Annotated in this window: 26 protein-coding genes and 3 pseudogenes; 19 read left to right on the forward strand and 10 right to left on the reverse strand. The window is 72.0% G+C overall.

Annotated elements, in window-relative coordinates; genetic code table 11:
* Positions 1 to 118 precede the first annotated feature (118 nt).
* Positions 119 to 547: a hypothetical protein gene (locus tag ACIRJR_RS05470; RefSeq protein WP_403774225.1), complete on the forward strand. Its 429-nt coding sequence runs from the start codon at positions 119 to 121 to the stop codon at positions 545 to 547.
* A 159-nt stretch (positions 548 to 706) separates the two neighbouring features.
* Positions 707 to 1,723, forward strand: a complete 1,017-nt coding sequence (locus ACIRJR_RS05475; RefSeq protein ID WP_403774228.1) for a hypothetical protein — start codon at positions 707 to 709, stop codon at positions 1,721 to 1,723.
* Here ACIRJR_RS05475 and ACIRJR_RS05480 read toward each other — a convergent pair.
* A complete protein-coding gene (locus tag ACIRJR_RS05480) occupies positions 1,711 to 2,319 on the reverse strand; it encodes a TetR/AcrR family transcriptional regulator (protein ID WP_403774231.1) in 609 nt (202 codons plus the stop codon). The genes ACIRJR_RS05475 and ACIRJR_RS05480 overlap by 13 nt on opposite strands.
* A 109-nt stretch (positions 2,320 to 2,428) precedes the next feature.
* On the opposite strand from ACIRJR_RS05480, the gene ACIRJR_RS05485 reads away from it, so the two are divergent.
* Positions 2,429 to 3,457, forward strand: coding sequence for an aldo/keto reductase (locus ACIRJR_RS05485; RefSeq protein ID WP_403774234.1), 1,029 nt, complete (start codon positions 2,429 to 2,431; stop codon positions 3,455 to 3,457).
* A 78-nt stretch (positions 3,458 to 3,535) separates the two neighbouring features.
* Complete coding sequence (locus tag ACIRJR_RS05490; RefSeq protein ID WP_403774236.1) at positions 3,536 to 4,441, forward strand: DUF4429 domain-containing protein; 906 nt, start codon at positions 3,536 to 3,538, stop codon at positions 4,439 to 4,441.
* Positions 4,442 to 4,497: 56 nt separating this feature from the next.
* Here ACIRJR_RS05490 and ACIRJR_RS05495 read toward each other — a convergent pair whose 3' ends face one another.
* On the reverse strand, positions 4,498 to 4,932 hold the full coding sequence (locus ACIRJR_RS05495; RefSeq protein WP_403774239.1) for a winged helix-turn-helix transcriptional regulator: 435 nt from the start codon (positions 4,930 to 4,932) through the stop codon (positions 4,498 to 4,500).
* A 97-nt stretch (positions 4,933 to 5,029) separates the two neighbouring features.
* Between ACIRJR_RS05495 and ACIRJR_RS05500 the strand changes: the two are divergent.
* The 3 genes and pseudogenes from ACIRJR_RS05500 to ACIRJR_RS05510 all read left to right on the forward strand — a co-directional run.
* Positions 5,030 to 5,383, forward strand: a pseudogene (locus ACIRJR_RS05500) (NAD(P)-binding domain-containing protein); the annotation flags it as partial.
* 153 nt (positions 5,384 to 5,536) lie between these two features.
* Positions 5,537 to 5,911, forward strand: a pseudogene (locus ACIRJR_RS05505) (NAD(P)-dependent oxidoreductase); the annotation flags it as partial.
* Positions 5,912 to 6,286: 375 nt separating this feature from the next.
* On the forward strand, positions 6,287 to 6,931 hold the full coding sequence (locus tag ACIRJR_RS05510; RefSeq protein WP_403774242.1) for a TetR/AcrR family transcriptional regulator: 645 nt from the start codon (positions 6,287 to 6,289) through the stop codon (positions 6,929 to 6,931).
* A gap of 75 nt (positions 6,932 to 7,006) precedes the next feature.
* On the opposite strand, the gene ACIRJR_RS05515 is transcribed toward ACIRJR_RS05510, so the two are convergent.
* Together ACIRJR_RS05515 and ACIRJR_RS05520 are read right to left on the reverse strand one after the other, a co-directional pair.
* Complete coding sequence (locus ACIRJR_RS05515; protein WP_403774245.1) at positions 7,007 to 7,570, reverse strand: dihydrofolate reductase family protein; 564 nt, start codon at positions 7,568 to 7,570, stop codon at positions 7,007 to 7,009.
* Positions 7,571 to 7,722: 152 nt separating this feature from the next.
* A complete protein-coding gene (locus tag ACIRJR_RS05520; protein WP_403774247.1) occupies positions 7,723 to 8,679 on the reverse strand; it encodes an endonuclease/exonuclease/phosphatase family protein in 957 nt (318 codons plus the stop codon).
* A gap of 181 nt (positions 8,680 to 8,860) precedes the next feature.
* On the opposite strand from ACIRJR_RS05520, the gene ACIRJR_RS05525 reads away from it, so the two are divergent.
* The gene (locus tag ACIRJR_RS05525) at positions 8,861 to 10,075 is read left to right on the forward strand and encodes an SUKH-4 family immunity protein (protein WP_403774249.1); all 1,215 of its coding nucleotides are present in this window, start codon (positions 8,861 to 8,863) and stop codon (positions 10,073 to 10,075) included.
* A 17-nt stretch (positions 10,076 to 10,092) separates the two neighbouring features.
* Here the strand turns inward: ACIRJR_RS05525 and ACIRJR_RS05530 are convergent, their stop codons facing one another.
* Positions 10,093 to 10,791, reverse strand: a complete 699-nt coding sequence (locus ACIRJR_RS05530) for a GDSL-type esterase/lipase family protein (protein WP_403776358.1) — start codon at positions 10,789 to 10,791, stop codon at positions 10,093 to 10,095.
* A 58-nt stretch (positions 10,792 to 10,849) separates the two neighbouring features.
* On the opposite strand from ACIRJR_RS05530, the gene ACIRJR_RS05535 reads away from it, so the two are divergent.
* On the forward strand, positions 10,850 to 11,848 hold the full coding sequence (locus ACIRJR_RS05535) for a WD40 repeat domain-containing protein (RefSeq protein WP_403774252.1): 999 nt from the start codon (positions 10,850 to 10,852) through the stop codon (positions 11,846 to 11,848).
* A gap of 181 nt (positions 11,849 to 12,029) precedes the next feature.
* Here the strand turns inward: ACIRJR_RS05535 and eno are convergent, their stop codons facing one another.
* The gene (gene eno / locus ACIRJR_RS05540) at positions 12,030 to 13,331 is read right to left on the reverse strand and encodes a phosphopyruvate hydratase (protein ID WP_403774255.1); all 1,302 of its coding nucleotides are present in this window, start codon (positions 13,329 to 13,331) and stop codon (positions 12,030 to 12,032) included.
* Positions 13,332 to 13,507: 176 nt separating this feature from the next.
* Here eno and ACIRJR_RS05545 point away from each other — a divergent pair, with 176 nt between their 5' ends.
* From ACIRJR_RS05545 to ACIRJR_RS05570, 6 genes are all read left to right on the forward strand, one after another.
* Complete coding sequence (locus ACIRJR_RS05545; protein ID WP_403774258.1) at positions 13,508 to 13,930, forward strand: MarR family winged helix-turn-helix transcriptional regulator; 423 nt, start codon at positions 13,508 to 13,510, stop codon at positions 13,928 to 13,930.
* A gap of 154 nt (positions 13,931 to 14,084) precedes the next feature.
* Entirely contained in the window at positions 14,085 to 14,810 is a 726-nt protein-coding gene (locus ACIRJR_RS05550; protein ID WP_403774261.1) for a histidine phosphatase family protein, read from the forward strand.
* A gap of 218 nt (positions 14,811 to 15,028) precedes the next feature.
* Positions 15,029 to 15,559, forward strand: a complete 531-nt coding sequence (locus ACIRJR_RS05555; protein WP_403774264.1) for a toxin-antitoxin system HicB family antitoxin — start codon at positions 15,029 to 15,031, stop codon at positions 15,557 to 15,559.
* Positions 15,560 to 15,642: 83 nt separating this feature from the next.
* Positions 15,643 to 16,488 carry a DUF4097 family beta strand repeat-containing protein gene (locus ACIRJR_RS05560; protein ID WP_403774267.1) on the forward strand — a complete coding sequence of 282 codons (846 nt, stop codon included), beginning with the start codon at positions 15,643 to 15,645 and terminating at the stop codon, positions 16,486 to 16,488.
* Between the two features lie 211 nt (positions 16,489 to 16,699).
* Positions 16,700 to 17,707, forward strand: a complete 1,008-nt coding sequence (locus ACIRJR_RS05565; RefSeq protein WP_403774269.1) for an ATP-binding cassette domain-containing protein — start codon at positions 16,700 to 16,702, stop codon at positions 17,705 to 17,707.
* Positions 17,704 to 18,495, forward strand: a complete 792-nt coding sequence (locus tag ACIRJR_RS05570) for an ABC transporter permease (protein WP_403774272.1) — start codon at positions 17,704 to 17,706, stop codon at positions 18,493 to 18,495. Before ACIRJR_RS05565 ends, ACIRJR_RS05570 begins: the two co-directional genes overlap by 4 nt.
* Positions 18,496 to 18,689: 194 nt before the next feature.
* On the opposite strand, the gene ACIRJR_RS05575 is transcribed toward ACIRJR_RS05570, so the two are convergent.
* Together ACIRJR_RS05575 and ACIRJR_RS05580 are read right to left on the reverse strand one after the other, a co-directional pair.
* Positions 18,690 to 19,091 carry a PPOX class F420-dependent oxidoreductase gene (locus tag ACIRJR_RS05575; protein ID WP_403774275.1) on the reverse strand — a complete coding sequence of 134 codons (402 nt, stop codon included), beginning with the start codon at positions 19,089 to 19,091 and terminating at the stop codon, positions 18,690 to 18,692.
* 44 nt (positions 19,092 to 19,135) lie between these two features.
* The gene (locus tag ACIRJR_RS05580; protein WP_403774278.1) at positions 19,136 to 19,909 is read right to left on the reverse strand and encodes a TetR/AcrR family transcriptional regulator; all 774 of its coding nucleotides are present in this window, start codon (positions 19,907 to 19,909) and stop codon (positions 19,136 to 19,138) included.
* A gap of 100 nt (positions 19,910 to 20,009) precedes the next feature.
* On the opposite strand from ACIRJR_RS05580, the gene ACIRJR_RS05585 reads away from it, so the two are divergent.
* The 4 genes from ACIRJR_RS05585 (at position 20,010) to ACIRJR_RS05600 (ending at position 24,238) form a co-directional block, all read left to right on the forward strand.
* Entirely contained in the window at positions 20,010 to 21,005 is a 996-nt protein-coding gene (locus tag ACIRJR_RS05585) for an ATP-binding cassette domain-containing protein (protein WP_403774281.1), read from the forward strand.
* Positions 21,002 to 21,835, forward strand: coding sequence for an ABC transporter permease (locus tag ACIRJR_RS05590; protein WP_403774284.1), 834 nt, complete (start codon positions 21,002 to 21,004; stop codon positions 21,833 to 21,835). Before ACIRJR_RS05585 ends, ACIRJR_RS05590 begins: the two co-directional genes overlap by 4 nt.
* Positions 21,836 to 21,856: 21 nt before the next feature.
* Complete coding sequence (locus ACIRJR_RS05595; RefSeq protein WP_403774287.1) at positions 21,857 to 22,411, forward strand: GNAT family N-acetyltransferase; 555 nt, start codon at positions 21,857 to 21,859, stop codon at positions 22,409 to 22,411.
* 90 nt (positions 22,412 to 22,501) lie between these two features.
* A complete protein-coding gene (locus ACIRJR_RS05600; RefSeq protein WP_403774290.1) occupies positions 22,502 to 24,238 on the forward strand; it encodes a GAF domain-containing SpoIIE family protein phosphatase in 1,737 nt (578 codons plus the stop codon).
* A 24-nt stretch (positions 24,239 to 24,262) separates the two neighbouring features.
* On the opposite strand, the pseudogene ACIRJR_RS05605 reads toward ACIRJR_RS05600, so the two are convergent.
* Together ACIRJR_RS05605 and ACIRJR_RS05610 are read right to left on the reverse strand one after the other, a co-directional pair.
* Positions 24,263 to 24,505, reverse strand: a pseudogene (locus tag ACIRJR_RS05605) (DUF664 domain-containing protein); the annotation flags it as partial.
* Positions 24,506 to 24,540: 35 nt separating this feature from the next.
* Positions 24,541 to 25,152, reverse strand: a complete 612-nt coding sequence (locus ACIRJR_RS05610; RefSeq protein ID WP_403774293.1) for a Uma2 family endonuclease — start codon at positions 25,150 to 25,152, stop codon at positions 24,541 to 24,543.
* Positions 25,153 to 25,287: the final 135 nt, after the last annotated feature.

Genomic DNA, 25,287 nt, shown 5'->3' on the forward strand with positions numbered 1-25,287 from the left:
CTCCGCGTTACCACTTCCAGGTTCACCGGAGTGCACAACTCCACCCTCTAAGTACACAACAGTGCGCAGTCGGCCTGTGACGCTGGTCACGTTGCGTGTTCGCCGTCACGCTGGGCTCATGGATCAGAGAAGTTCACTGGACCCGGTGCCCTGCTGGGTTCCCGCGAGCGGGCATGCGCTCCGACGCGTCGGCGTCCACTTCGACGCCGTACGTGTGGCCGGACTCGCGGGCGACCAGGTGGCGTACGAACTGATGCAGTTCACCGGCTTCCAGGCGGGCCCGATCGTGCGGTCCGCGGTCGGCGACCGGAGTACGTACTTCCTGCTGCCGCCGCAGAGTGCCGCCGCGCACCGGTGGCCGGCCGGGGCGCGGCTGATAGGGCGGCAGGACCTCCGGTGCGACGCGTTCGTGGGGATTCCCGCACTGGAGGGGAGGACATGGCCGCTGGGCTGGCGCTCGCGGCCGGCCGGGGAGTCGCCGTTCGTGGAGGCGAAACTGCTGTACGAGGTGGCGGTGGCCGTCCTGGCGGGAGCAGTTGAGCCGTGATCGAGGTGTCCGGGCATATGCGGAAACGCACCCCGCGTCGTGCGGTACCGTAATCGCGTCATCACGTTCCGTGCGCACTGTGTGCGGGCGGCCCCCGGGGGTGCTACCAACACCCGGCCGAGGGCCTTCACCCACGAGTGGATACAGAGGTCCACCGAGATGCTTCGGCATGCTATCGCGCCCTCCCGGCGCTTCACGAAGGCTTCGCACGACGTCGTACGCCATGCGCGACTGACCAGCGACGCGAAGATCCTGCTCCTGGCCGTCCAGGGGCTCCCCGACGATCAGGCAGGCCGGCCGCTCAGCGAGCACGCGCGGAAGCTGGGCATCACGGGGCGGGCGTATCAGAGGTCCAAGGAACTGCTGGTCGCGCACGGTTACGTCCACGAGTGGCGCGAGCAGGGGGAGCGCGGGCGGTGGGTGACGGAGCAGCTGCTGTCCAATGTGCCCCTCACCCCCGAGGAGGCTGCCGCACTGCGCGGGGTGCGGGCCGAGGGGCCTCCGGCTGCTCAGAATCCGACGGTCGGTGAACCAGCCGGTCGGGTGGTCGGCCGTCAACTACCGGTAGACGAAGAACGGGAGAAGAACTATCCCCACCCACCCTCCGAAGCCGGGCCGCCGGTTCCGGAGCCGGAGTCGGAGCCGGGGGGCGAGCCCGAGGCGGCGCTCAGCGCGGAAGCGGCGGAGGGGGAGCGTGTCCTGCTGTCGCTGCGTCATGCGCGGCGGGAGCTGTACCTCGGGGTGAGGGAGGCCAGGGGGCTGGCGGAGCTCGCGGCCCGCTGGCTGCTGCGCGGGGTGTCGGCGGGGGAGCTGCGGCGCGTGCTCACCAGCGAACTGCCGCGCGACGGGGTGCGCTCGGCGGTGGGCTTCCTCCGGTTCCGGCTGCTGAACAAGATGCCGCCGGAGCTGCCCGCGGCGGCGGCCCCGCAGGCGGCTCCGGCCGTCCGGGTGCCGGAGCTGGTGAGCTGTGCGGCCGCCGAGGAGGGTGACGAGCACGTCTTCCGGCCGGTCGCCGAGGAGACCGAGTGCCGCGACTGCCGCCAACAGGCCGCGTGGGCCTACTGGGAGCGGCATCGGGCCCTCGCGGACGCCGAGGCGGACAGCCTGTCGTGGCGGGAGCGCTTCGCGAAGCTGGGCGTGGCGGCCGAAGGGGAGGGGGCGGCTCAGGCCCCGTAGCGCAGCCCGTCGACGAGCAGGGCGATCATCCGCCGGGTGTGACCGGTCTCGTCCTCCTGGGCGGAGAGGGTCAGGTTGCGGGTGGCGGTCAGCAGGTCGTCGGGGCTGACGTCGGAGCGGATCTCCCCGGCCTCCACGGCGGTGCCGATGAGCGTGGTGAGCACCGGCATCAGGCGCTGGTCGAAGTAGGACGGCAGGCTGTCGTAGGCCGTGTCGCCCGAGTGCAGGGCGGCGCTGAGCCCGCGCTTCGTCGCGAGGAAGAGCGCGAAGCGCTGGAGCCACTCGGCGAGCGCGTCGGCAGGCGCGTGCCGCGCGGTGAGGGAGGGGGCGGCGTCCGCGCAGGCGTCGACCTCGTGGCGGAAGACGGCGGCGATGAGGTCGGAGCGCTGCGGGAAGTGGCGGTAGAGGGTGCCCGCTCCCACGCCCGCCTTCGCGGTGATCCGGCGTACGGGCGCGTCCACCCCGTCGACGAGGAACACCTCCGCAGCTGCCGTGAGCAGCGCGTCGGTGTTGCGGCGCACGTCGGCGCGCACGCGCTTGGGAGGCTGCGTCGCCGCCGCCCCGCCCTCGGCCTGCCCGGTCCTGTCCTCGCGCACGATGCTCCCTTGCAATACGGAACGGTGTTCCGTATTGTCGATGCTGAACGTTGTTCCGTTTTGCAGCCTAGCGCCCGCACCGGGCGCGGGCCATAGCGCGAGGAGCTTCATGGAATACCGCACGCTGGGCCGGACCGGAGTCAAGGTCAGCCCGTACTGCCTGGGCGCGATGATGTTCGGCGCCATCGGGAACCCCGATCACGACGAGTCCGTCCGGATCATCCACAAGGCGCTCGACGCGGGCGTCAACTTCGTGGACACCGCCGACGCCTACTCGCAGGGTGAGTCGGAGGAGATCGTCGGGAAGGCCCTCAAGGGCCGCCGGGACCAGGTCGTCCTGGCCACCAAGGCGCACCTTCCCATGGGTGACGATCCCAACATGCGGGGCAACTCACGGCGTTGGCTCGTCCGCGCGCTGGAGGACTCCCTGCGCCGTCTGGGCACCGACCACGTGGACCTGTTCCAGGTCCACAGGCCCGACCCGGACACCGACGTCGAGGAGACGCTCTCCGCGCTCACCGACCTCGTGCGGGCGGGCAAGGTCCGGTACATCGGGGCCTCCACCTTCCCCGCCTCGGACATCGTCGAGGCCCAGTGGGTCTCCGAGCGGCGGGGTCTGGAGCGCTTCCGCACCGAGCAGCCGCCGTACTCGATCCTCGACCGGGGCGTCGAGCGCGAGGTGCTGCCGGTCTGCGAGCGGTACGGCATGGGCGCCCTGGTCTGGAGTCCCCTCGCGGGCGGCATGCTGACCGGCCGGTACCGCAAGGGCCGCACGGCCGACACCCACCGGGCGACGTACGGCTTCACACACATGAGCGACGAGCGCCGGCTCGACGCCGTCGAGGAGCTCATCACCGTCGCTCAGGACGCCAAGATGTCCCTGACGCACATGGCGACGGCCTTCGCGATCGCCCACCCCGGCGTCACCTCCGCGATCATCGGTCCGCGCACCATGGAGCACCTCGACGACCTCCTCGCGGGCGTCGGCACGACGCTGGACGACGAGGTCCTCGACCGGATCGACGCCATCGTGCCGCCGGGCACCGACGTCGGGAGGCTCGACACGGCCTACGCCCCGCCCGCCGTCCAGCAGGCCCGCCTGCGCCGCCGCCTGCCCGACGATCGCCCGGCGGCCTGACGGCGGGGCCCGCGCCGTGGCGGCACGCGGGGCGGATCGACCGGTCAGGCGGGCGGCGTGCCTGGCAGAATCCCCCGTATGGCGGACATCATCTCGCGCGACGGCACGTGGAGCTTCGACGGGGACGTGGTGCGGATCGTCCCCGGCGGCAAGGCACACCCGGTGCGGACGGCCCTCGGTGAGTTCGCCGTGCCGCTCCAGGCCGTGGCGGGAGTCTCGTTCGAGCCGGACCGCAAGGGCGGCAGACTGCGCCTGCGGTTGCGCACCGGTGCGTGCCCGGTCCTCCGGGCGGCGGACGGACGGCTGAAGGACGCCTCCGACCCCTATCAGCTCGTGGTCGAGAAGGACCGGACAGGCGTGGCCGAGTACCTCGTCGACGAGATCCGCAACGCCCTGCTCATCGAGCAGGTGCCCGACGGGCCCGTGGACCGCTTCCTCCTGCCCGGGCCGTCGGTGCCGGTGTCGGGCGGTGGCGGTGACGGCACGGCGTCCTTCGACGGGGAGGCCGTCCGCCTCACCTGGAACTGGAAGGCGGAGGAGTCGAAGGAGGCGGCCGGTGCGGTCACCATCCCGCTGTCGGAGGTGACCGGCGTGCGCTGGATTCCTTCCATCGGGCTGGAGAACGGCTCTCTGCGCTTCGACCGGGGAGGCGCCGTGTCGGTATCGCCCGCCAAATTCGACCCGTACTCACTGGAGTTGTGGGGGCTGTCGAAGCGGGAGTACACGGCGGTCCTGGTCGCCGCCGCCGTCCTCGTACGGATACCGGCCTCCGCCGGGGGCGCCGCGATCACCGCCCCCGCGGAGGCCGCGCCGGCGCTCGACCCGGGGCCCGCCCCGGCCGCCGCTCCGGCCGCCGCTCCGGCGTCCGACGACCACGACGTCCTGCTCCGGCGGCTCCGTGAGCTGGGGGAGCTGTTCCAGGCCGGCATCCTCACCGACGAGGAGTTCGCCACGGCGAAGCAGGCGGTGCTGAAGCGGCTGTGAACGGGCCTGACCTCGACGCGGGCGGGACATCGACGGGGCAGGGCCTCGACGCGCGGTCAGATGCCGGCGGTCCGCTGTGCGGCCGGTGAGGGCGCGGCTGCCGGTTCGGGGCCGGTGGCCGGATCACCGTGGGGCGGACGGAGCGTTCGGCCCCCCGGGCCGGGCCGTTCGCGCCCCCAGGCGGCCAGTGGCTCCAGTGCCTCGTTGAGGCGCGCGCCGTCGTCGGTCAGGCAGTACTCGACACGGGGCGGCACCTCGTCGTAGGCGACGCGGTCCACGATCCCGTCCGCCTCCATCTCGCGCAGGTGGGAGGCCAGCACCTTCTCGGTGATCCCGGGGACCAGCCGCCGTAACTCGCCGAAGCGGCGACAGGGGTGCTCGGTGAGCGCCCAGAGGATCAGTACCTTCCACTTGCCGCCGATCACCTCCATCGCGGCGTCGATCCCGCAGGCGTGTCCACCCGGCGTGCCGGGCCGGTTCAGCGTCGTCATTCCCCCACCCCTCCGACGTGCTCGCTCACCTCAGAGTAACCACCCACTCCGAAGTGCGTACTTGATCGACTCCGTACCCGGGGCCAGCCTGATCCCCATGACACAGAACGCTGTTGAGAAGACCCCCGTCACGCTGTTGGGCCTGGGCGCCATGGGCACGGCACTGGCCCGTACCTGGCTCGCCGCCGGCCACCCGCTCACCGTCTGGAACCGGACCCCCGCCCGCGCCGCACAGCTCGCCACGGAGGGGGCGACCGTCGCGGGCGGCGCCGCCGAGGCCGTCGCGGCGAACCGCCTCGTCGTCGCCTGCCTGCTGGACGACGCCTCGGTCGGCGAGACGCTGGACGGCATCGACCTGACCGGCACGGACCTGGTCAACCTCACCACCAGCACTCCCGCCCAGGCCCGCACCCGCGCGGAGTGGGCGCGGGTGCGGGGCGCACGCTACCTGGACGGCGGGATCATGGCCGTCCCTCCCATGGTCGGCGTTCCGGAGGCCGGCGGCTATGTCTTCTACAGCGGTTCGAGCGAGCTGCTCGACGCGCACCGGGAGGCCCTGGCCGTCCCGCTCGGTACGCAGTACGTCGGCGAGGACGCGGGATTGGCCGCCCTGCACGACGTGGCCCTGTTGAGCGCCATGTACGGGATGTTCGCGGGCGCGGCGCACGCCTTCGCCCTGATCCGCAAGGAGGACGTCGACCCCGCGTCCCTGGCGCCGCTGCTCGCCGACTGGATCGTCGCGATGGCCCCGTCGGTGCACCAGACCGCCGATCAGCTGCGGAGCGGCGACTACACCAAGGGGGTCGTCTCCAACCTCGCCATGCAGTTGGCCGGTACGCCGGCGTTCCTGAGCACCGCCGAACAGCAGGGGGTCAGCACCGAACTGCTCAGCCCCTACTTCGACCTGATGCGCCGCCGCCTGGACGAGGGCGGCGGGAAGGAGGACCTGACGGGTGTGATCGACCTCCTGGTGCGCTGACCTGCGGCTCGCCGACCGCAGGGCCGCCGGGCGGGTCCGGCGGGCCGCTTGTGGCCCGCGCGGACGGGCGGCGCCGCGTGCCGCCGACCCCGGCAGGCGGTCCGGGTCCACCCTGCGTCCGAGGGGCCGCGCACCGGAGAGTGCACCCGGCTGTCGTGACACCTCCGCGCCGCCGGACGGCTCCTGCACATGCGTACGATCGGTCACCGGTCCTGACGGTCTGTGGCCGTCCGACGGCGCGGCGAGGTACGCAAGGGCGGTCGTAACGGGACAATGGCGCACGCGCCATCCAGAGGCGCCCGAGCCCCTCCGGCCCTTACGACCTGCCCAACGGCGTGAGCGCACACCGGATATGGGGCAGACCAAGGAGGACCCGTGGTGGATGTCCCGGTGGACCAACTGACCGGTGTGGTCGACGGTGCGCGTGCGCGGGCCCGTGGGCAGCTCCTCGAAGCCGGCCTGGAGCTGTTCGGGGTGTACGGCTACGCGCAGACGTCGGAGCAGGCCCTGTGCGACATGGCCGGAGTGCCGGAGGAGGTGCTCTGGGAGGAGTTCGGCTCCCGGGAGGGCCTGTTGACGGCGCTGCACAACCAGATCACCACCGCCGGACTGCGGGCGGCAGAGGTCGCCCTGCTCTCCGAGGGGATGGACGACTGCCCGATGGAGCAGCGCTTCCGGCGGCTCTTCGACGCCTATGTGTCGGCGGTGACCCAGGACCTGCGTGAGGCCCGGGTGACCTTCGTCGAGGTGCTGGGTGTGAGTCCCGCGGTCGACGCGCACTGCAAGCGGTGGCGGGACCTGTGGACCGACTTCCTGACCGGTGAGGCCGAGCGCGCGACCGTGCGCGGCGAGGCGGAGGAGCGGGACCACCGGGTGGTGGTGATGGTGATGGTCGGCACGGTCCACGAGCTCATGGCCCACCACGCCCGCCGCCCGCGCAGGGCCCGGCCGAACGAGGTCTCGGAGGAGCTGACGCGGCTGGGGCTGGAGATGCTGGGCGCGGCACCGAAGACGGAATAGCGGGCATGCGGGCGGGCCGGGCGGCCCGGCCCGCACCACCCGGCCGTCGGACCGGTGACGTCGTGCGTCACGGTGCTAACGCACGACGCGGTGGCGGAGGTAGACGACCCGTGAGCTGAAGGTGCGGTTCTCCACCAGTTCGAGATCCACCCGGCGCTCGGCCCGGGGGAAGAACGGGGTGCCGCCGCCGACGAGTACCGGGTAGACCCTGGCCCGGTACTCGTCGATGAGACCCGACGCCGCCGCCTCGGCGGCGAGAGCCGCGCCGCCGATCGCGATGACGCCCTCACCCGGCTCGGCCCGCAACCGCTCGATCTCCTCCGCCAGACCGCCTGACGCCAGGCGGGCGTTGCCCTGTACCGCGGACAGCGTGGTGGAGAACACCACCTTGGGCAGCCGCTTCCAGATCGCTGCCCACTCGAGCATGGAGTCGTCGAGCGAGGGGGCCTGGTCGGCGGTCTCCCAGTACAGCATCGTCTCGTACAGCCGCCGCCCCAGCAGGTGTACGCCGACCTCGCGGATCTCGTCGGTGACGAGGCGGAAGACCTCCTCGTCGGGCACCGACCAGTCGAAGCCGCCGTCGGGGCCGACGGTGTAGCCGTCGAGCGAGATGCCCATCGAACAGATCACCCTGCGCATCGGAAGTCCTCCTCGGTCACGGGTCCGGCCGTACGACCGCCGGACGGTGCGGAACTCGTCGCGGCCGGTCGGGACGAGCCGCGTCACCGCAACACGGTCGTCTCGTCGAGAGAACCATGAGACCGCCTCCACGGCGCGGAGCGAACCGGCCCTCAGAGCCGGATGCGGGCCGCCACCGGCAGGTGGTCGCTCGTCGTGGCGGGGAGCGTCCACAGGGCGGTGACCTGCGAGGAGCGCGTCAGGATCTGGTCGATCCGGGCCAGGGGCAGACGCGCCGGCCAGCTGAAGGCGAAGCCGGTGTCCGGCCGTGTCATCAGCGAGGTGACGGAGGCCAGGCCGCGGTCGTCCAGGGTGCCGTTGAGATCCCCGAGGAGGATCACCCGGTCCAGCGGCTCGTCGGTGAGGGCCTCGGCCAGGAGGCCGGCGCTCTCGTCCCGGCGTCCGGAGGCGAGCCCCGTCGTCGGGCCGATCCGCACCGAGGGCAGGTGGGCGACGTACACGGCGACGTCCCCCTCCGGCGTGCGGGCCGTGGCCCGCAGCCCCCGGTCCCATCCCTCCCCGATGCCCCGAGGCCTGATGTCCACCAGCCTGACGCCGGCGAGTGGGTGCTTGGACCACAGGCCCACCGTGCCCCGCGTCGCGCGGTGGGGGTAGCCGGATGCCAGGGCCGCTTCGACGGCGGGCAGGGCCGGGGCCGTCAGCTCCTCCAGGGCGATGAGGTCGGCGTCGGTCCGGGCCAGTGCCCGTGCGGTGGCGCCCGGGTCCGGGTTCACGTCGCTGATGTTGTGCTGGACCGCGGTGAACGCGCCCTCCGCCGGCGCACCCGTGAAGAGCGTTCCTCCGAAGAGGGCCAACCACGCGACGGAGGGCAGCAGCAGCGCGGCCGCCGCCAGGCGTGAGCGGCGCAGGACCGCCGCGGCCAGCAGGGCGGGGACGGCCAGGCCGAGCCACGGGAGGAACGTCTCCAGCAGACTGCCCACGCGGCCGGGGGTGTTGGGGACCAGGCCGGGGAACACGAGCAGGGCGGCGGTGAGGAGGCAGAGTCCGGTGGTGACCAGGCCCCGCTTCCGGCCCCGGCTCGGCGGCTGTGTGTCCGGCTTCCTCGTCACTCGCTCATGCTCCCGTCCCGACGTCTCCCGCGGAGTCCCGCACGTCAGGAGGACGCGGGGCCTCCTCGGGCCGGTTCCGGAGCGCGGGCCGCCGGGCCGGGGAGGCCCGGATGTCAGTGCCCGTCCTTACGGTGGGGTGGACGGCAAGACCACGGTCCACGAAGCGCATTGAGGTTGTGTCATGACGGGGACGTTCATCGCGGTACCGGAGGAGTCCATCCATCCGGACATCACGCACGGACCGACGCGGCGGTCGCTGGCCGCCGGGGTGCTGCCGGCCGCCCACGAGACCATGGCGTTTCCCTACCTCGCCGAGTCCCGCATGGTCACCGCGGTGCACCTGGTCGAGGAGACGGACGATCCGGGCGAACTGGATCCGCGGATAGCGGGCACCGTGGTCGTCGGGCACCTCATGATGGAGGACTACGAGACCCAGGCGGTCGTCCTGGACGGCGGATCGGGCCGGGTCTTCAGCCTGGAGATGGCGGCTCCCGAATATGCCGAACTCCATCCGCTGGCCCCGTCGCTGGGCGCCCTCGCCCGGTGCCTCGCGGCCCTCGGGGAACTCCGCTCGCTCAGCGGCCGGTTCGCGCACCTGAAGGGCCGGACGGGCGCCGCGGTGGTCGAGGAGGCGTCGGCGCTGCTGCTCTCCGTCTTCATGGACGAGGAGTGGGACGAGGGCGGATGGGGGGACGTGGAATGGGACGGCGGCCTGCCGTCGGTCTGGCGGATCGCCGCCCTGTTCCGTCCCATGTCCCTGATCGCGGCACCGGGCCGGGGACTGCGCCTCGACCTGCCACCGGACTTCATCGAGGGCGAGTTCGGTCCGCATGAGGTCGTCCGGGTCGCCCCGGCGGACCTCCCCGACGCGCTGGAGCACGAGCCCACCCGGCGCTTCCTGGCCGAGGTCGGGCTGCCCAGACACGGGCTGATGTTCTGGCTGGACGAGCCGCAGGACATCCTGAAGACCGTGTCCGCCGCCCGCGCGGAGGCTCGGGCGAACCCCGATCTGGCACACCTGCACCTCACGGGTGCGCTGCCGGACGGATCGGAACACCTGCTGGTCATCGGCGGTCTGATGCACGATTTCGACGTCGTCGTGGACGGCCGTACGGGCCTGGTCCACTACGCGCTCATCGACGACGAGACGGTGACCCCGGTCAACGCCGACGTGTCGACCCTGGCGTTCACGGTCTGGATGCACAGCCGGCAGCAGAAGCTGGAGGAGGAACACGGCTTCATGGGCAGCTCGGGGGAGTTCTACCACGAGGTCGCGGAGACGATGGTCGCCGTGCTCGGCTCGGTCGACCCGGTCGCCTGTCTCCCCGCGACGGGACCGGACGACTACCGGTACTGGCCGGAGGTGTTCCACGACGAGGCGGGCGCCGTGCTCTGACCGCGTCCCGCGGGCGGTCAGGCGGTCGCCAGCGCGCCGGCGTACGGACCGCCCACGCCCCAGGCCTGGTGCATCGCGTCGGCGAACGCTCCGGCCAGCTTGTGCTCGCCGGTGGGGCCGGGGTGGGTGCCGTCGTAGGTGTCCGCGTGGATGTCGTAGCCCACGGGGTGCGAGGCCAGCAGGACCGGGGCGGCGGGGGTGTCCAGGTCGGCCACCGCCTTCGCCAGCAGGGTGTTGAAGAGGTCGCACTCGGCGGAGAAGGGGGCGTCGGACTCGGCCCGGACGTTCGGTATGACGGGGAGGAGCACCAGCCTGACGCGCGGGTTCGCTGCGCGGGCCGCTGTGATGAACGCCCGCACGTTCGCGGCCGTCTGCGTGCTGTCGGTGTAGAAGCCGAGGTCTATCAGGCCTAGGGAGACCAGCAGGACGTCGGCCCGGGTGGCCGTGACCGTGTCCGCGATGACGGGTGCCATGTGCAGCCAGCCCTCGCCCCAGCCCGCCAGGTGACGGCGTGCGGGGGCGGGGAAGTCCGGGTCGCCGTAGGCGTGGGAGAGCGGGGCGCCGGCCTCGGTGTCGTACAACTCGCTGCGCGGACCCGTGATCGTGTAGCCGCCGTCGCCGAGGGTCGCGTCGAGGTGCTGCCACATGCGGTAGCGCCAGGTGAAGTCGCCGGAACGCCCGATGGTCATGGAGTCGCCGACGAAGAGAAAACGCATGGCGACATCATGGCGGATCACGGCTCCGGCCTGCGACGTGACAGTGGACACTTGTGGGATGAGATCGCTGCTGACCGTCTCCGCCGCCGCTGCCCTCCTGCTCGTGACGGGGGCGTCGCCCGCCACCGCGGACGACGGAGACCAGGCGGACCGGACCTTCACGATCGAGGACTCCCGGATCACCGAGTCCAGCGGCCTCGCCGCCAGCCGCATCCACCCGGGGATCTACTGGACGCACAACGACAGCGAGGACGGCCCGTACGTCTACGCCGTCGACTCCCGCACCGGGAAGACCGTGGCGACGGTCACCATGGAGGGCGTGGGGGAGCCCCGCGACGTGGAGGCGATCTCGCTCGGCCCCGACGGGAATCTGTACGTCGGTGACATCGGCGACAACCTCGACGGCTCCTGGGACCACGTCTGGATCTACCGCTTCCCCGAGCCGAAGCGCCTCGCGGACTCCACGGTGCGGGCGACGCAGTTCGACGTGACGTACGCGGACGGGGCCCGCAACGCCGAGGCGATGATGGTCCACCCCAGGACGGGGCGGGTGTACATCGCCTCGAAGAACGAGGACGGCGGCGGGCTCTACGAAGGCCCCCGGAAGCTGACGACCGGCGGGAACAACGTGTTCCGGCGGGTGGGCGAGGTGCCGTGGGTGACGGACGGGGCGTTCTCCCCGGACGGCAGGGAGGTGGTGTTCCGCTCGTATTTCAGCGCCCGGGCCTACGCCTTCGAGGACGGCAGGCTCGGTGCCGACCGTGCGGTGGGCGTGCCTCTCCAGGGGCAGTCCGAGTCGGTGACGTACACGGCGGACGGCTCGGCGATGATGTTCGGCTCCGAGGGTGAACGGAGCGAAGTGGTGCGCGTGGAGGCCGAGGGCGGCGGCGACCGGGAGGGCGGCAGGACCCCCTCCCCGAACGGCGGGGGCGGCGGGACCTCACCCGGGGACGAGGAGGGCGGCGGTGACTCGACGAAGGGCACCGCGACCGGGGGCGCGGTGGCCGTCGTCGTCATCGTGCTGGCTCTCATCGCGGCCAGGCGCCGCCGCGGCTAGGGGCTCGCGTCCGGTCCGGTCCGGCCGCGGGTTCACGTCGGGCCCGGCGCCGGTTCGGGCCCGGCGGTCCGGGCGCCGGTTCACGTCGGGCCCGGCGGTCCGGGCGCTGATCGGGACCGGCCCGGACTCTTCCCGCCTGCTCCCGTCTGCTCCCGTCTGCAACCGGCCCGTGCGAGCGGCGTCAGGAACGGTGCAGTACCGCTCCGCCCGCGTACCGGGCGGACGCGCCCAGTTCCTCCTCGATCCTGATGAGCTGGTTGTACTTCGCCGTGCGGTCGGACCGGGACAGTGAGCCGGTCTTGATCTGACCGCAGCCCGTCGCCACCGCCAGGTCCGCGATCGTGGTGTCCTCCGTCTCGCCGGAGCGGTGCGACATGACGGCGGTCCAGCCCGCCCGGTGCGCCGTGGCGACCGTGGAGAGAGCTTCGGTGAGGGTGCCGATCTGGTTGACCTTGACCAGGACCGAGTTGCCGGCACCGGTGCGGATGCCTTCGCGCAGGAGGGCCTCGTCGGTGCAGAACACGTCGTCGCCGGTCAGCTGGCAGCGGTCGCCGACGCGTGCGGTCAACTCCCGCCAGCCCTCCCAGTCGTCCTCGGCCATCGGGTCCTCGATGGAGACGATCGGGTACGCGTCGATCAGCCCGGCCAGGTAGTCGGCCTGTTCGGCGGGCGTACGGCGCACACCCTCACCGGCGTACACGTACGCACCGTCGTGGAAGAACTCCGACGAGGCGGGGTCCATGACCAGACCGATGTCCGTGCCCGGCCGGTAGCCGGTGCGCTCGACGGCCTTCATGACGAAGTCGAGTGCCTCCTCGGCGGTGCGGAGTGCGGGCGCGAAGCCTCCCTCGTCGCCGACGCCCGTGGAGTGCCCGGCGGACAGCAGATCGCGACGGAGCGTATGGAAGATCTCTGAGCCCATGCGGACGGCCTCCGCGAAGGTCTCCGCACCGACCGGGGCGATCATGAACTCCTGGAAGTCCAGCGGGTTGTCGGCGTGGGCACCGCCGTTGACGATGTTCATCATCGGCAGCGGGAGGAGACGGGCGTCGGCGCCGCCTAGGTAGCGGTAGAGCGGCTGGCGGTGCGCGGCGGCGGCGGCCTTCGCCGCGGCGAGGGAGACGCCGAGGAGCGCGTTGGCGCCGAGCCGGGACTTGTCGGCCGTGCCGTCGAGCGCGACGAGCGCCCCGTCGAGCCCCGCCTGGTCGCCGGCGTCACGCCCGAGGACCGCTGACGCGATCTCGCCGTTGACGTGGGCGACCGCCCGGTCGACTCCCTTGCCGTGCCAGCGTCCGGGGTCGCCGTCCCGCAGCTCCACGGCCTCCCGTGCGCCGGTGGAGGCGCCGGAGGGGACTGCCGCGCGGCCGAGGGGTCCGTCGGAGAGGAGGACATCGGCCTCGACGGTGGGATTGCCCCGGCTGTCGAGGACCCTGCGGGCGATGACGGACCGGATGGCGGTTGACTCAACTGCTCTGGAAAGCATGAGAGTTCCTTCGCGTTGAAGCGTGCCGCGGCCCTGCTGCGACAACGCTGGCGCGTGCCGCGACGACAGTGACTCTACAGCAATGCTGTTCAGTTGTGCTGTTCAGTTCTGCTGTGTAGTTCTGAGATGCGGATGAGGGCCGGGGCCTCGCTGTGCGGTACCGGTTAAAGTGCCGTATGCCCACCCCGGAACCCGCCGCCGTCGCCACCGAACTGCGTACCGCGATGGGCAGACTCACGCGGCGGGTGAAGCACGAGGACCGGATTCCGCTCGGGCAGGTCTCGGTGCTCGGCACCCTCGACCGCGACGGGGCCATGACCACCAGCGACCTGGCGGCGGATCAGCGCGTACGGCCCCAGTCCATGGCCCGTGCGGTCGGCCTGCTCATGGAGCAGGGGCTCGTCGTCCGCCGTGCGCATCCCACCGACGGCCGCAAAGCCCTGGTGGAGCTCTCCCCCGCGGGGCGGGCCGCGCTCGAGGCCGAGCGCGGGCGCAGGGCGGGCTGGCTCGCCCAGGCCATCGAGCTCGAGCTCACCGGTGAGGAGCGCGAGGTGCTGGCGCGCAGCGCCGCCCTGATGGAGCGGCTCTCCGCGCGCTGACCGGCGCTGCTCCGCTCCCTGGTCGCGGTAGGGCTGCCATGGGGCCGCGGTGGAGCCGCCGATCGGGCTCTCACCCGCCGCGGTGCGGTGCGGGCGGCCCGCGGTGGCACAGTGGGAAGCCCTTCCACCTGCTCACCCGGAGACCGATCCCCTCATGCGGCTGCTGCTCATACGCCATGGTCAGACACCCTCCAACGTCAAGCGCCTCCTGGACACCGCCGAGCCCGGCGCCGCCCTGACCCCCTTGGGGCAGGACCAGGCGGACGCTCTCCCGGACGCGCTGGCCGCGGAGAAGATCGACGCCCTCTACGCCTCCACGCTGCTCCGCACCCAGCTCACGATCGCGCCGCTGGCGGCTCGGACCGGGCTGGAGGTCCATGTGCGGGACGGAATCCGGGAGCTGTCCGCCGGCGATCTGGAGCTGCGCGGGGACGACGAGGCCGTCGAGACCTACATGACCACGGTCTTCGCCTGGGTGTCGGGGGACACCGCGCTCCGGATGCCGGGCGGGGAGGACGGGGCGGAGGCACTGCGGCGCTTCGACGCCGTCGTCGAAGAGGCCGCGGCCACCGGGGCCGAGACCGTGGCCATGGTCAGCCACGGTGCCGCCATCCGCATGTGGTCGGGGGTGCGCGCCGAGAACATCGACGTCCATTACGCGCCCGCACGTGAACTGCGGAACACCGGAGTCGTCATCCTCTCCGGCGCTCCCGGGGAAGGCTGGCGGGTCCTCCACTGGGAAGGCCGGGCGGTCGGCCCCGACGACAGCGGGATCGAGGCGAGCGGGCCTGCGGGAGAGGCTGTCGATGGCATCCAGGGCATCCAGGGCATCCAGGGCATCCAGGGTGGCGGAGGTGTCAATGGCGGCGTCGAGGGTTAGGGCGCCGGTGCTTCCTGCGTGTCTGTCGGGTGCACCTCCAGTGGTGCCATGAGGTGCCATCGGGGGCGCCACGCAGGGCCGGCGTCCCTGTGGCATCGGTTTGACGCACCTTGATGGCGTCACGTTTTTGCAGCTCAGGGGCGTGTTGTGCGGAGTTCCCTCCGAGTGACACTCATGAGGGCTTGCATGTGGCGCCATGATGGTGCCATGATGGCGTCATGGACCTCACGCCGTATGTCGACAACCTCCGCCGCGAACTCGCGGTAGCCGCCGAGGCCGGTGGCGAAGAAGCCCGCGAGCTGGCCGAGCGGCTCACCGCTCCCCTGGAGTCGGCGACCCGCCTGACGATGCTCAACGTGCTCTCCGCCGCGATGGACGAGATCACCCGTGAGCTCGCCCCGGGCTCGGTCGACGTGCGGCTGCGCGGGCTCGACCCCGACTTCGTGGTGACGAGGCCGGCCGATGACCAGGCGTACGAGGGTTACGGCCGCCCGGCCGAGCCGCTCAAGGCGCCGGCCCCGGTGCCGGCCGACAGCGACGACAGCGGCACCGCCCGCGTCAATCTGCGCCTGCCCGCCCACCTCAAGGCGCGCGCCGAGGAGGCCGCGAACCGCGAGGGCCTCTCGGTCAACGCGTGGCTGGTGCGTGCCGTGTCTGCCGCTGTCGACGGGGGCGCCCCGTCGCGTGCGGCGGAGAAGACCCGTGCCGCCCGCGCCGTCGGGCAGAGCTTCACCGGCTGGGTGCGCTGACCGCGCCCCGGCCCCGAATCGCTTCATCCCCACCACGTCCTACCAGCGAGGACGCCGCGAAGACCCAACAGGACGGGACAGCCATGCCTTCTTTCGACACCCCCGCAGCGATCTCGGTCACCGCCCACGTGTCAGCCGGATCCATCCGCTTCATCGCCTCCGACCGTCTGGAGACCTCGGTCGACGTGCGGCCCCGCGACCCGAAGAAGGACCAGGACGTCCGGGCGGCCGAGCAGACCGAAGTGGACTGCGTGAGCGGCCTGCTGGCCGTCCGGACGCCCAAGCAGCGGTACCTCATCGGGCGCACCGGCACCGTCGACGTGACGGTCGAACTGCCCACGGGGTCTCAGGTGGACGTGACCGGTGCCTGGACCCAGGTGCACGGCGAGGGCCGGCTCGGTGAGGTCCGGGTGAAGACCTCCTCGGGCGACGTCCGCCTCGACGCCACCGGTCCGCTGCATCTGACGGCGTCCCACGGCAACGTCACCGTGGACCGCGTCGCCGGTTCCGCCGAGATCACGACGAGCTCCGGCAGTATGCGCGTCGGCAGCGTCGAAGGGTCCGCCGTCCTGAAGAACTCGCACGGCACCACGGTCGTCGGCGAGGCCCTCGGTGATCTGCGCGTGAGCGGCGCCAACGGCGACATCCTCATCGAGCGCGCCGAGGCCTCGGTCTCCGCCACCACGGCCCACGGCACCCTGCGCATCGGCGATGTCGCCCGCGGCACCGTCAAGTTGGAGAACTCCTACGGTGCCATCGAGATCGGCATCCGGGAGGGCACCGCCGCCTGGATCGACGCCAGCTCGGGCTCCGGACAGGTGCACAACGCGCTCACCGCGTCCGAGGGGCCGGACGAATCCGCGGACGCCGTCGAGGTCCGGGCCCGTACGCGATTCGGCAACATCGAGATCCGCCGCGCCAAGTCCTGAACCGGGGGCCGTGCGCGCCTCAAGCGCAGCGCAGCGCTGCTCGCCCGGCCGGCTGAGCCGGCCTGAGCCGCCCGACCTGCCCGAGCCGCCTGAGTCGCCCCGCCCCACCTGAGCCGCCTGATCGTCACGTTCGAGACCGGCGGCGTCCCGCCCCTTCAGCCTTCACCCCCTTCAGTCTTCACCTCCCTTCATCCTTCAACCGGAGGACTCCATGTCTTTTTCTGTCATGCACATGTCCAACAGGAGTGAGGGTCGCTCGCCCGCGGCCGTCTCCGCCGTCGGTCTGCGCAAGTCGTACGGCGACAAGACGGTCCTGGGCGGTGTCGACCTGCGGATTCCGGCGGGTTCGGTGTTCGCGTTGCTCGGGCCGAACGGTGCCGGCAAGACCACGGTCGTGAAGATCCTTTCCACTCTCGTCTCCGCGGACGGCGGGCAGGCGCAGGTCGGGGGCCACGACGTCGCCGCGTCACCTGACGGCGTGCGGGCCGCGATCGGCGTGACGGGGCAGTTCTCCGCCGTGGACGGGCTGATCACGGGTGAGGAGAACATGCTCCTCATGGCGGACCTGCACCACCTGTCCAGGAGCGAGGGCCGGCGGGTGACCGCCGAGCTGCTGGAGCGGTTCGATCTGGTGGAGGCGGCGAAGAAGCCGGCCGCGAGCTACTCCGGCGGTATGAGGCGGCGCCTGGACATCGCGATGACGCTGGTGGGCGGTCCGCGGATCATCTTCCTCGACGAGCCGACCACGGGCCTGGACCCGCGGTCGCGTCACACCATGTGGGGCATCATCCGGGAGCTCGTCACGGACGGGGTGACGGTCTTCCTGACCACCCAGTACCTGGAGGAGGCGGACGAGCTCGCCGACCGTATCGCTGTGCTCCACGACGGCAGGATCGCCGCCGAGGGCAGCGCGGACGAGCTGAAGCGGCTCGTCCCCGGTGGGCACGTCCGGCTCCGCTTCGCCGACCCGGACGCCTACCGCACCGCCGTCGGAGCCCTGGGCGAGGTCACCAGGGACGACGAGGCCCTGGCCCTGCAGATCCCGAGTGACGGCAGTCAGCGCGACCTGCGCTCCGTCCTCGACCGGCTGGACGCCGCGGGTGTCGACGCCGACGAACTGACCGTGCACACACCCGACCTGGACGACGTCTTCTTCGCCCTGACCAGCACCACCGACCGGCCGAACCAGCCGAACCAGCCGAAGGAGACCGTCCGATGAGTCCTGTGTCCCTTGCCGTGCGCGACTCGTCCACGATGCTGCGCCGCAACCTCCTGCACGCCCGCCGCTACCCGTCCCTGACGCTGAACCTGCTGCTCACCCCGGTCATGCTGCTGCTGCTCTTCGTCTACGTCTTCGGCGACGTCATGAGCGCCGGGATCGGCGGCGCCGACGCGGACCGCTCCGACTACATCGCCTACATCCTCCCGGGCATCCTGCTGATGACCATCGGCAGCACCGTCATCGGCGCCGCGGTCTCCGTAGCCACGGACATGTCCGAAGGCATCATCGCCCGCTTCCGCACCATGGCCATCCATCGCGGCTCCGTGCTGATCGGGCACGTCATCGGCAGCGTTCTGCAGTCGGTCGCCAGCGTCGCCCTCGTCGGTGCGGTCGGCGTGGCCATCGGCTTCCGCTCCGTGGACGCCACGGTCCTGGAATGGCTGGCGGCCTTCGGACTGCTCGCCCTCTTCGCCCTGGCCCTCACCTGGATCGCGGTCGGGATGGGCATGGCCAGCCCGAACGCCGAAGCGGCAAGCAACAGCGCGATGCCCCTGATCCTCCTGCCGCTGATCTCCAGCGCGTTCACCCCGATCGCCGCCATGCCAGGCTGGTTCCAGCCCATCGCCGAATACCAGCCCTTCACCCCGGCCATCGAGACCCTCCGAGGCCTTCTCCTGGGCACCGAGATCGGCCACAACGGATGGCTCGCCCTGGCCTGGTCCATCGGCCTGGCCGCCCTCGGCTACCGCTGGTCCACCTCGCTCTTCAGCCGCGACCCGAAGTAGGGCACTGCTCCCGCGGGCGGCGTACCCGGCGACCCGCCGGCGTACGCCGCCCGTTCGCGTGCGAGGAGAGCTCCCCCGCAGTGGTCGGGCGGGGGGCGTCCCTGGCCCAGTCCGGACAGGTGAGCACCAGTGGGGCCCTTCTGGGCCTCGCGGGGTCCGGTCCGCGCTCTGGGGTGTCCGTCCGCCGGCCCCGCTCAGATGTCGTCGGTGACCGGCCGCAGTTCGTAGTGCAGCGTGTGGTCGCGCTTCAGCCGGTGGGTGAGCGGGACGGCCACGCCCTGGAGCGCCGGGTACTTCCGGGAAAGGGTCCTGGAGGCGTGGGTGTTCTCCTTCGAGTCCTGCGGAAGGAGCCGTGCCCAGGCCTTCACGGGCGGCCCTGTCGGCGCGCCCCGCACGGTGCACGGGGCGATCTCCACCACCGGGTGGTTGCGCATCCGGTCGACCTTCCAGGCGGAGGAGAACGTACGGATGTAGGCGTGATCGCCTTCGACGGCGATGCTGACGGGAGTACGGGCAGCTGATCCGTCCGGCCTGCGGCTGCTGAGCAGGACGGTGTACTGCTTCACGAAAGGCTCTAGCTCACGGATCGTCTCCATGTATTCCATGGTGCATGAATCCCGTGCGAAGCGGGTTTTTCGCCCTATTCCGCGGCCCGTCGCCGCACGAGGGCCTCGAGGCCGTCGACGATGCGGCCGAGGCCGAAGGTGAAGTGGTCGAAGTCGCTCCCGAAGGCGTCCTCCGAGAGGGCGGCCATGCGCGGGTAGCCGCCGCTCAGCATGGCCCGCGCCAGGTAGGGGCGCTGGCTCTCCCAGAAGGCGGCGTCGCTCAGGCCCGTCTCCCCGGCCGCTTCCGCGGCGTGGGTCTCGGTGCGGGCGAGGCCCTCCACGAAGCTGTTCACGGTGATGATCACGCTGATCAGTTCGGGATCGGTGAGGCCCATCCCGCGGAGGCCGGTCAGGGCCAGTTCGAGGCCGCGCAGAGCGCTCGGGCCGAGCGCCGTGCGGGCCTGGTTGATCTTGAGGAGCCATGGGTGGGCCCGGAGTGTGGCCCGGTAGGTGCGGGCCATGGCGTCGACGGCCACCCGCCAGTCCCCGGGCACCTCGGAGGCGTCCCTCGTGAGCGGCTCGCCCTGGACGCGGTCCAGCATCAGGTCGAGCAGCTCCGCCTTGCCGGGGACGTAGCGGTAGAGCGTCATCGTGCCGGTGCCGAGCTCCGTGGAGAGCCGCCGCATCGACAGGGCGTCGAGGCCCTCCGCGTCCGCGACGCCGACGGCCGTGGCCACGATCCGGTCGAGCGTGAGGCCCGGCTTGGGGCCGCGGCTGGGGCGTTCGCCCGTGCCCCAGAGGAGCTCCAGGCTGCGGGCGATGTCGCCGCTGCCGGTGGTGGTGCCGTCTGCCGGTCCGCTCTTCGTCATGGCCTCAGGGTAAGCCTCGGCGGCAAAACCGAGTACGGTGTACCCATAATCAGGTACGGTGTACTCAGTTGCTGGGTGAACCGGGAAGGGGAGTGAGCACATGTCCGCGTCCGGATATGCCGTGCTGGCCGAGAGAGTGGTGAAGAGGTACGGGCCGAGGAAGGGGGCCGCGGAGAAGCGCGCCCTCGACGGACTCGATCTGGCCGTCCGCCCCGGGACCGTGCACGGGTTGCTCGGCCCGAACGGCGCGGGGAAGACCACCGCCGTACGGGTGCTCGCCACCCTGCTGCGGTTCGACGGGGGCAGGGCCGAGGTCGCCGGCCTGGACGTGGCACGCGAACCGCACCGCGTGCGGAGCAGGATCGGGCTCGCGGGGCAGTACGCCGCCGTGGACGAGGTGCTCACCGGACGGCAGAACCTGGAGATGTTCGGCCGCCTCTTCCATCTGGGCGGCGGGGCCCTGCGGCGGGCCGGAGAACTGCTGGAGCAGTTCGACCTGGTCGATGCCGCGGACAAGGGCGTCAGGGAGTACAGCGGCGGCATGCGGCGGCGGCTCGACCTGGCCGCCTCGATGATCCTCGCGCCGGCGGTGCTGTTCCTGGACGAGCCGACGACCGGGCTCGACCCGCGGAGCCGCGGCGAGGTCTGGGACGCCGTACGGGCGCTCGTCGCGGGCGGCACGACGGTACTGCTGACCACGCAGTACCTCGACGAGGCGGACAGGCTGGCCTCACACATCACGGTCATCGACCGGGGCCGGGCCATCGCGGACGACAGCCCGGACGGGCTCAAGGACCGGGTCGGCGGCGACCGGATCGAGGTCGTCGCCGCCGAGCCGGCCGACCTGCCGGCGGTGGCGCAGGCCGTGGACCGGGCCGCGGGCGGCGGGCTGGTCGTGACGGACGAGGGGGACCGGCGGGTGCACGCCCAGGTCACCGACCGGGTGGCCGCGCTCACCGAGGTGGTGCGGGTCCTGCAGGACGAGGGGATCGCGGTGGAGGACATCGGGCTGCGCAGGCCGAGCCTGGACGACGTGTTCCTGCGCCTGACGGGGCGCGGAGCAGGAACCGCGCACGGCATGGAGGCCGCCGCATGACCGCGCTCGGACTCCACACCACCACCGCGGTCCGCGAGCGGAGCCGTGCCTACTGGGCCCTCGCCGACTGCTGGAACGTCACCCGCCGCAGCCTCACCCACTACCAGCGGCAGCCGCTCACGATCGTCTGGCAGCTCGGCTTCCCGATCATCTCCGTGCTGCTGTACGGCTATGTCCTCGGCAGCGCGATGAAGGTCCCCGGGGGCGGTGACTACCGGGAGTTCCTCATGCCCGGCATGTTCGCCACCACCATGACGATGGGCTTCATGACCACCGCCATGGCCGTGGTCACCGACGCCGGCAAGGGCGTCATCGACCGCTTCCGGTCCATGCCGATGGCCCCGTCCGCCGTCGCCACCGGGCGCGGGGCCGCGGACCTCGTGGTGGCGTGCGCCGAGCTGGCGATCCTCGCGGGCACGGCACTCGCGATCGGCTGGCGGGCGGCCGGCACCCCACTGGAGGCCGTGAGCGCGTTCGGGCTCCTGCTGCTCCTGCGGTTCGGCCTGATCTGGGTGGGCGTCTGGCTGGGGCTGGTCGTCCCGAACGCGGAGTCGGCGGGCGGGCTGTACGCGATCGCGTTCCCCGTGACGATGATCTCCAGTGCCCTGGTCGCACCCTCGCTGATGCCCGGCTGGCTGGGCGCGGCAGCCGCCTGGAACCCGGTCTCCTCGACCGTGACGGCCGTCCGGCAGCTGTTCGGCAACCCGGTCGCGAGCGGAGGCACCTGGGTCGAGCAGCACGCGCTGCTGATGGCGCTGGTCTGGCCGCTGGTGATCACGCTGGTGTTCCTGCCGCTCGCCGTACGCAGATTCCGGCGGCTCAGCCGCTGACCCGCGCGTAGGCTCCGGCCCATGCAGGCACACGGTGCGCCCGAGCCCTTCTCCACCCCCCGCCTCGACGCGGTCCCGCTCGACGTCGCGCACGCGGAGGAGATGGCCGCCGTCCTCTTCGACCCCACCCTCCACACCTACACGGGAGGCTCCCCGGAGGACGCCGGAGCCCTGCGCGCCCGCTACGAGCGCCAGGTCGCCGGCTCGCCCGACCCCGCCGAACTCTGGTGGAACTGGGTGCTGCGGCTGCGCGCCGGCGGATACCTCGCCGGATACGTGCAGGCCACCGTGCGCGGGGCGCGGGCGGAGGTGGCCTGGGTGGTCGGGGCCAGGTGGCAGGGCAGGGGATACGCGAAGGAGGCGGCGACGGGCCTGGTCGGCCACCTGCTGGACCGGGGATCCGTCCGTACCGTCGTCGCCCACATCCACCCGGAGCACGCGGCCTCCGCCGCCGTGGCCGCAGCCGCGGGGCTCCGCCCGACGGGCGAGCGGGCGGACGGTGAGACGCGGTGGCGGCGGGACGCGCCCCAGGAGGCCGGAGCGGGGCGGCCGACGGACCCCGGGCGTGGTCTCTGATCACGACATGGCGGGAATTGTCTTATACCTTCGTCAGTACGCGGTACACGACTCCGCGTCCCGTGCCGAGCGACCGACGGAGGCCCTGGGGTGGGCGAACTGGGGAGGCTGGAAGCCCTGCGGCTCGCGGGGCTCACGGCGGCGGCCGATCCCGGCATGGACCGGTTCGCGAGGCTCGTCGCCCGGTTCCTGCGCGTCCCGGTGTCCCTGGTCTCCCTGCTGGAGGCCGACCGGCAGGTGTTCCCCGGCATGGTCGGGCTCGCCGAGCCCTGGGCGACGTGGCGCGAGACCCCTCTGAGCCACTCCTTCTGCCAGCACGTCGTCGTCGACGGCCGGCCGCTGATCCTGGAGGACACACGGATCCACCCGCGCACCTGCGCGAGCCTCGCCATCCCCGACCTGCAGGTGATCGCGTACGCGGGGATGCCGCTGACCGACGCCGACGGACGCGTGCTGGGCTCGCTCTGCGCCATCGACCACACGCCCCGGAAGTGGACCCAGGGCGAACTGCAGGACCTCGGTGACCTCACCGCGGCCTGCTCGGTGGAGCTCCGCCTGCGGATCGCCTCCGAGCGCCTCCGGCAGGACCGCGACCACGCCGACCTGCTGCTGCGGGCCTCCGTGGAGCTGGGCCACTCACGCGACCTCACCGACCTCACCCGGCGCCTGCGCCGGCTGTTCCACGGGCCCTCCGCTCCGTCCTTCGTGGGTCTGCTCCTCGCGGACGGACGGGGACTGTGGCGCGTGGTCGACCCCGACGACGTGAAGTCCGTGGAAGCCGCCATCGAGCGCCTGGACCTGGACGCCGGATTCCCCAGCACCCTGGCCATGCGCGAACAGCGCACCGTCTTCGTCCCGGACCACAGCGTGCTCGTGGAGGATTTCAGCGCCGAGGCCGTCGCCGGATACGACGCACTGGGCCTCAGCTCCGTCCTGTGCGTACCGCTGACGGGCGGCCGCGGTGTGCTCATGTGGTGCTGGCCCGACCCCCACGTCCTGACGGTCACGGAGGAGGCGGCCCTCACCGCGGTGGCCGGATACGTGAGCCAGGCGGTGGAACGCACCCTGTTCGTCGAGAACCGGCTCAGCACCGCCGAAGGGCTGCAGGCCGCGATGCTGACGGACCTGCCCGCGGTGCCGGGACTGGACATGTCCGCCCTGTACCTGCCGGCCACCGACCAGGACATGGTGGGCGGCGACTGGTACGACGCCTACCTGCTGCCGGGGCTCCCGGCGTCCTCGCGGCCGTCTCTGATGGTGTCCATCGGTGACATCATCGGCCACGACGTCCAGGCCGCGGCCGTGATGGGTCAGGTGCGCAGCATGCTCCGGCAGGCCACCCTCGGCCATCCGGCGCACTCGCCCGCGGCCGCCCTCGCCTCGGTCGACGCGGCCTTCGACGCGCTGCCCCTGGGCCCCGGCGCCACCGCGGTGCACGCCCGCCTCGACCCGGACGGCGGCCGGTGGCGGCTGACCTGGTCCAACGCCGGACACCCCCCGCCGCTGCTGCGCACACCCGACGGCCGCGTGAGTGAACTGGGCGAGCACGACCTCCTCCTGCTCGGCACCCCGAACGCCCACACCCGCCACGACCACACGCACGACCTCCCCCGGGGCAGCGTGCTCCTGCTGTACACCGACGGCCTGGTCGAACGCCGGGACGACGACATCGACGTGAGCATCCAGCAGACCGCGGCCACGCTGGCCGCCCACGGGGACGAGCCGCTGCCGCAACTCCTGGAGGCGCTGTCCCGTGGACTGGCGGACGCCCCGCAACGCGACGACGTGGCGGTGCTGGTCGTCCGGGTCACCGAGGGCGAGTGGTGAACGCGGCGGACCCCGGGCTCAGGCAGTGGACGTGTCGAACCGGAAGTCCCCGGTCGCGCGCCCGAACGGGCTGCGGAACCAGCCGTACTCGACGGTCGCCAGATGCTTGACCAGGCCCGGCGGATTCGTCCCCGTGGGGGTCATAGGGCGGCGCACCTGCCCGTCGTCCAGCCCCTCCAGCTTCCACAGCACCACGTCCCGGTGCCGGTCCGGACTCGCGTGCGGGGATTCCCTCTCGCCGCCGGTGTACGGCACGGTCCTCGTCATGCCGGGGAACGTGACAGCCGGTGCTGACAACGCCCTCAGGAGCGGGGGCGGCCCGCCTTGACCAGCTCGGCGACGTCGAGGGCCATCTCCGCACCGATCGAAGCGGGAAGCGCGGCCGACTGGCCCGGGGCGTAGACCTCGTGGCTGTCGTACGTGCAGCCGGTGGGCTCCGTCAGCACGTGGAGGCGGCCGTGGCGGCGGTCCAGGATGACGTACACCGGGATCTTGGCCTCGGCGTACGTCGCGACCTTGTTGCGAAGGTCGCTCTTGTAGTTGCTGGAGGTGACCTCCAGCACGAGGCGGAAGGCCACCGGGTCGTAGCAGTTGTTCTCGATCAGGTGCTCGTCGAAGTCGGCGTCGACGATGGCGAGGTCCGGGATGGCGTAGTCCTCGGGGCCGCCGGGCAGCCACAGGCCGATCGACTGGAGGACTGCGGTCTCCTCGCCGTGGAGTCCTGCGGCCAGGAAGGGGACCATGAGTGTGGTCAGCGCATTGGCGTGCGGGCCGTCCGGGGGTGGGGCCACGGTGATGACGCCTCCGATGATCTCGACGCGATAACCCGGAAGCTGCTCCATGAGACGGTTCGCCGTCACGAGCATCGGTTCCGGCTCATCGTCACAGGGGTGCTCGACTGCGGCTGCAGACATGGCGGGCCCTCCTGGAATGGCTGGTGTCGAGGACATCATCGTAGGGCGGGACGCCCCACTTCGTCCCGCAGGCGGTTCATCACCCGGCCGAGTGAAGCAGAAACGGCCCTGCGCACCTTCGCGGTGCGCAGGGCC

Source organism: Streptomyces sp. NPDC102402, from assembly GCF_044765765.1.
GTDB lineage: Bacteria > Actinomycetota > Actinomycetes > Streptomycetales > Streptomycetaceae > Streptomyces.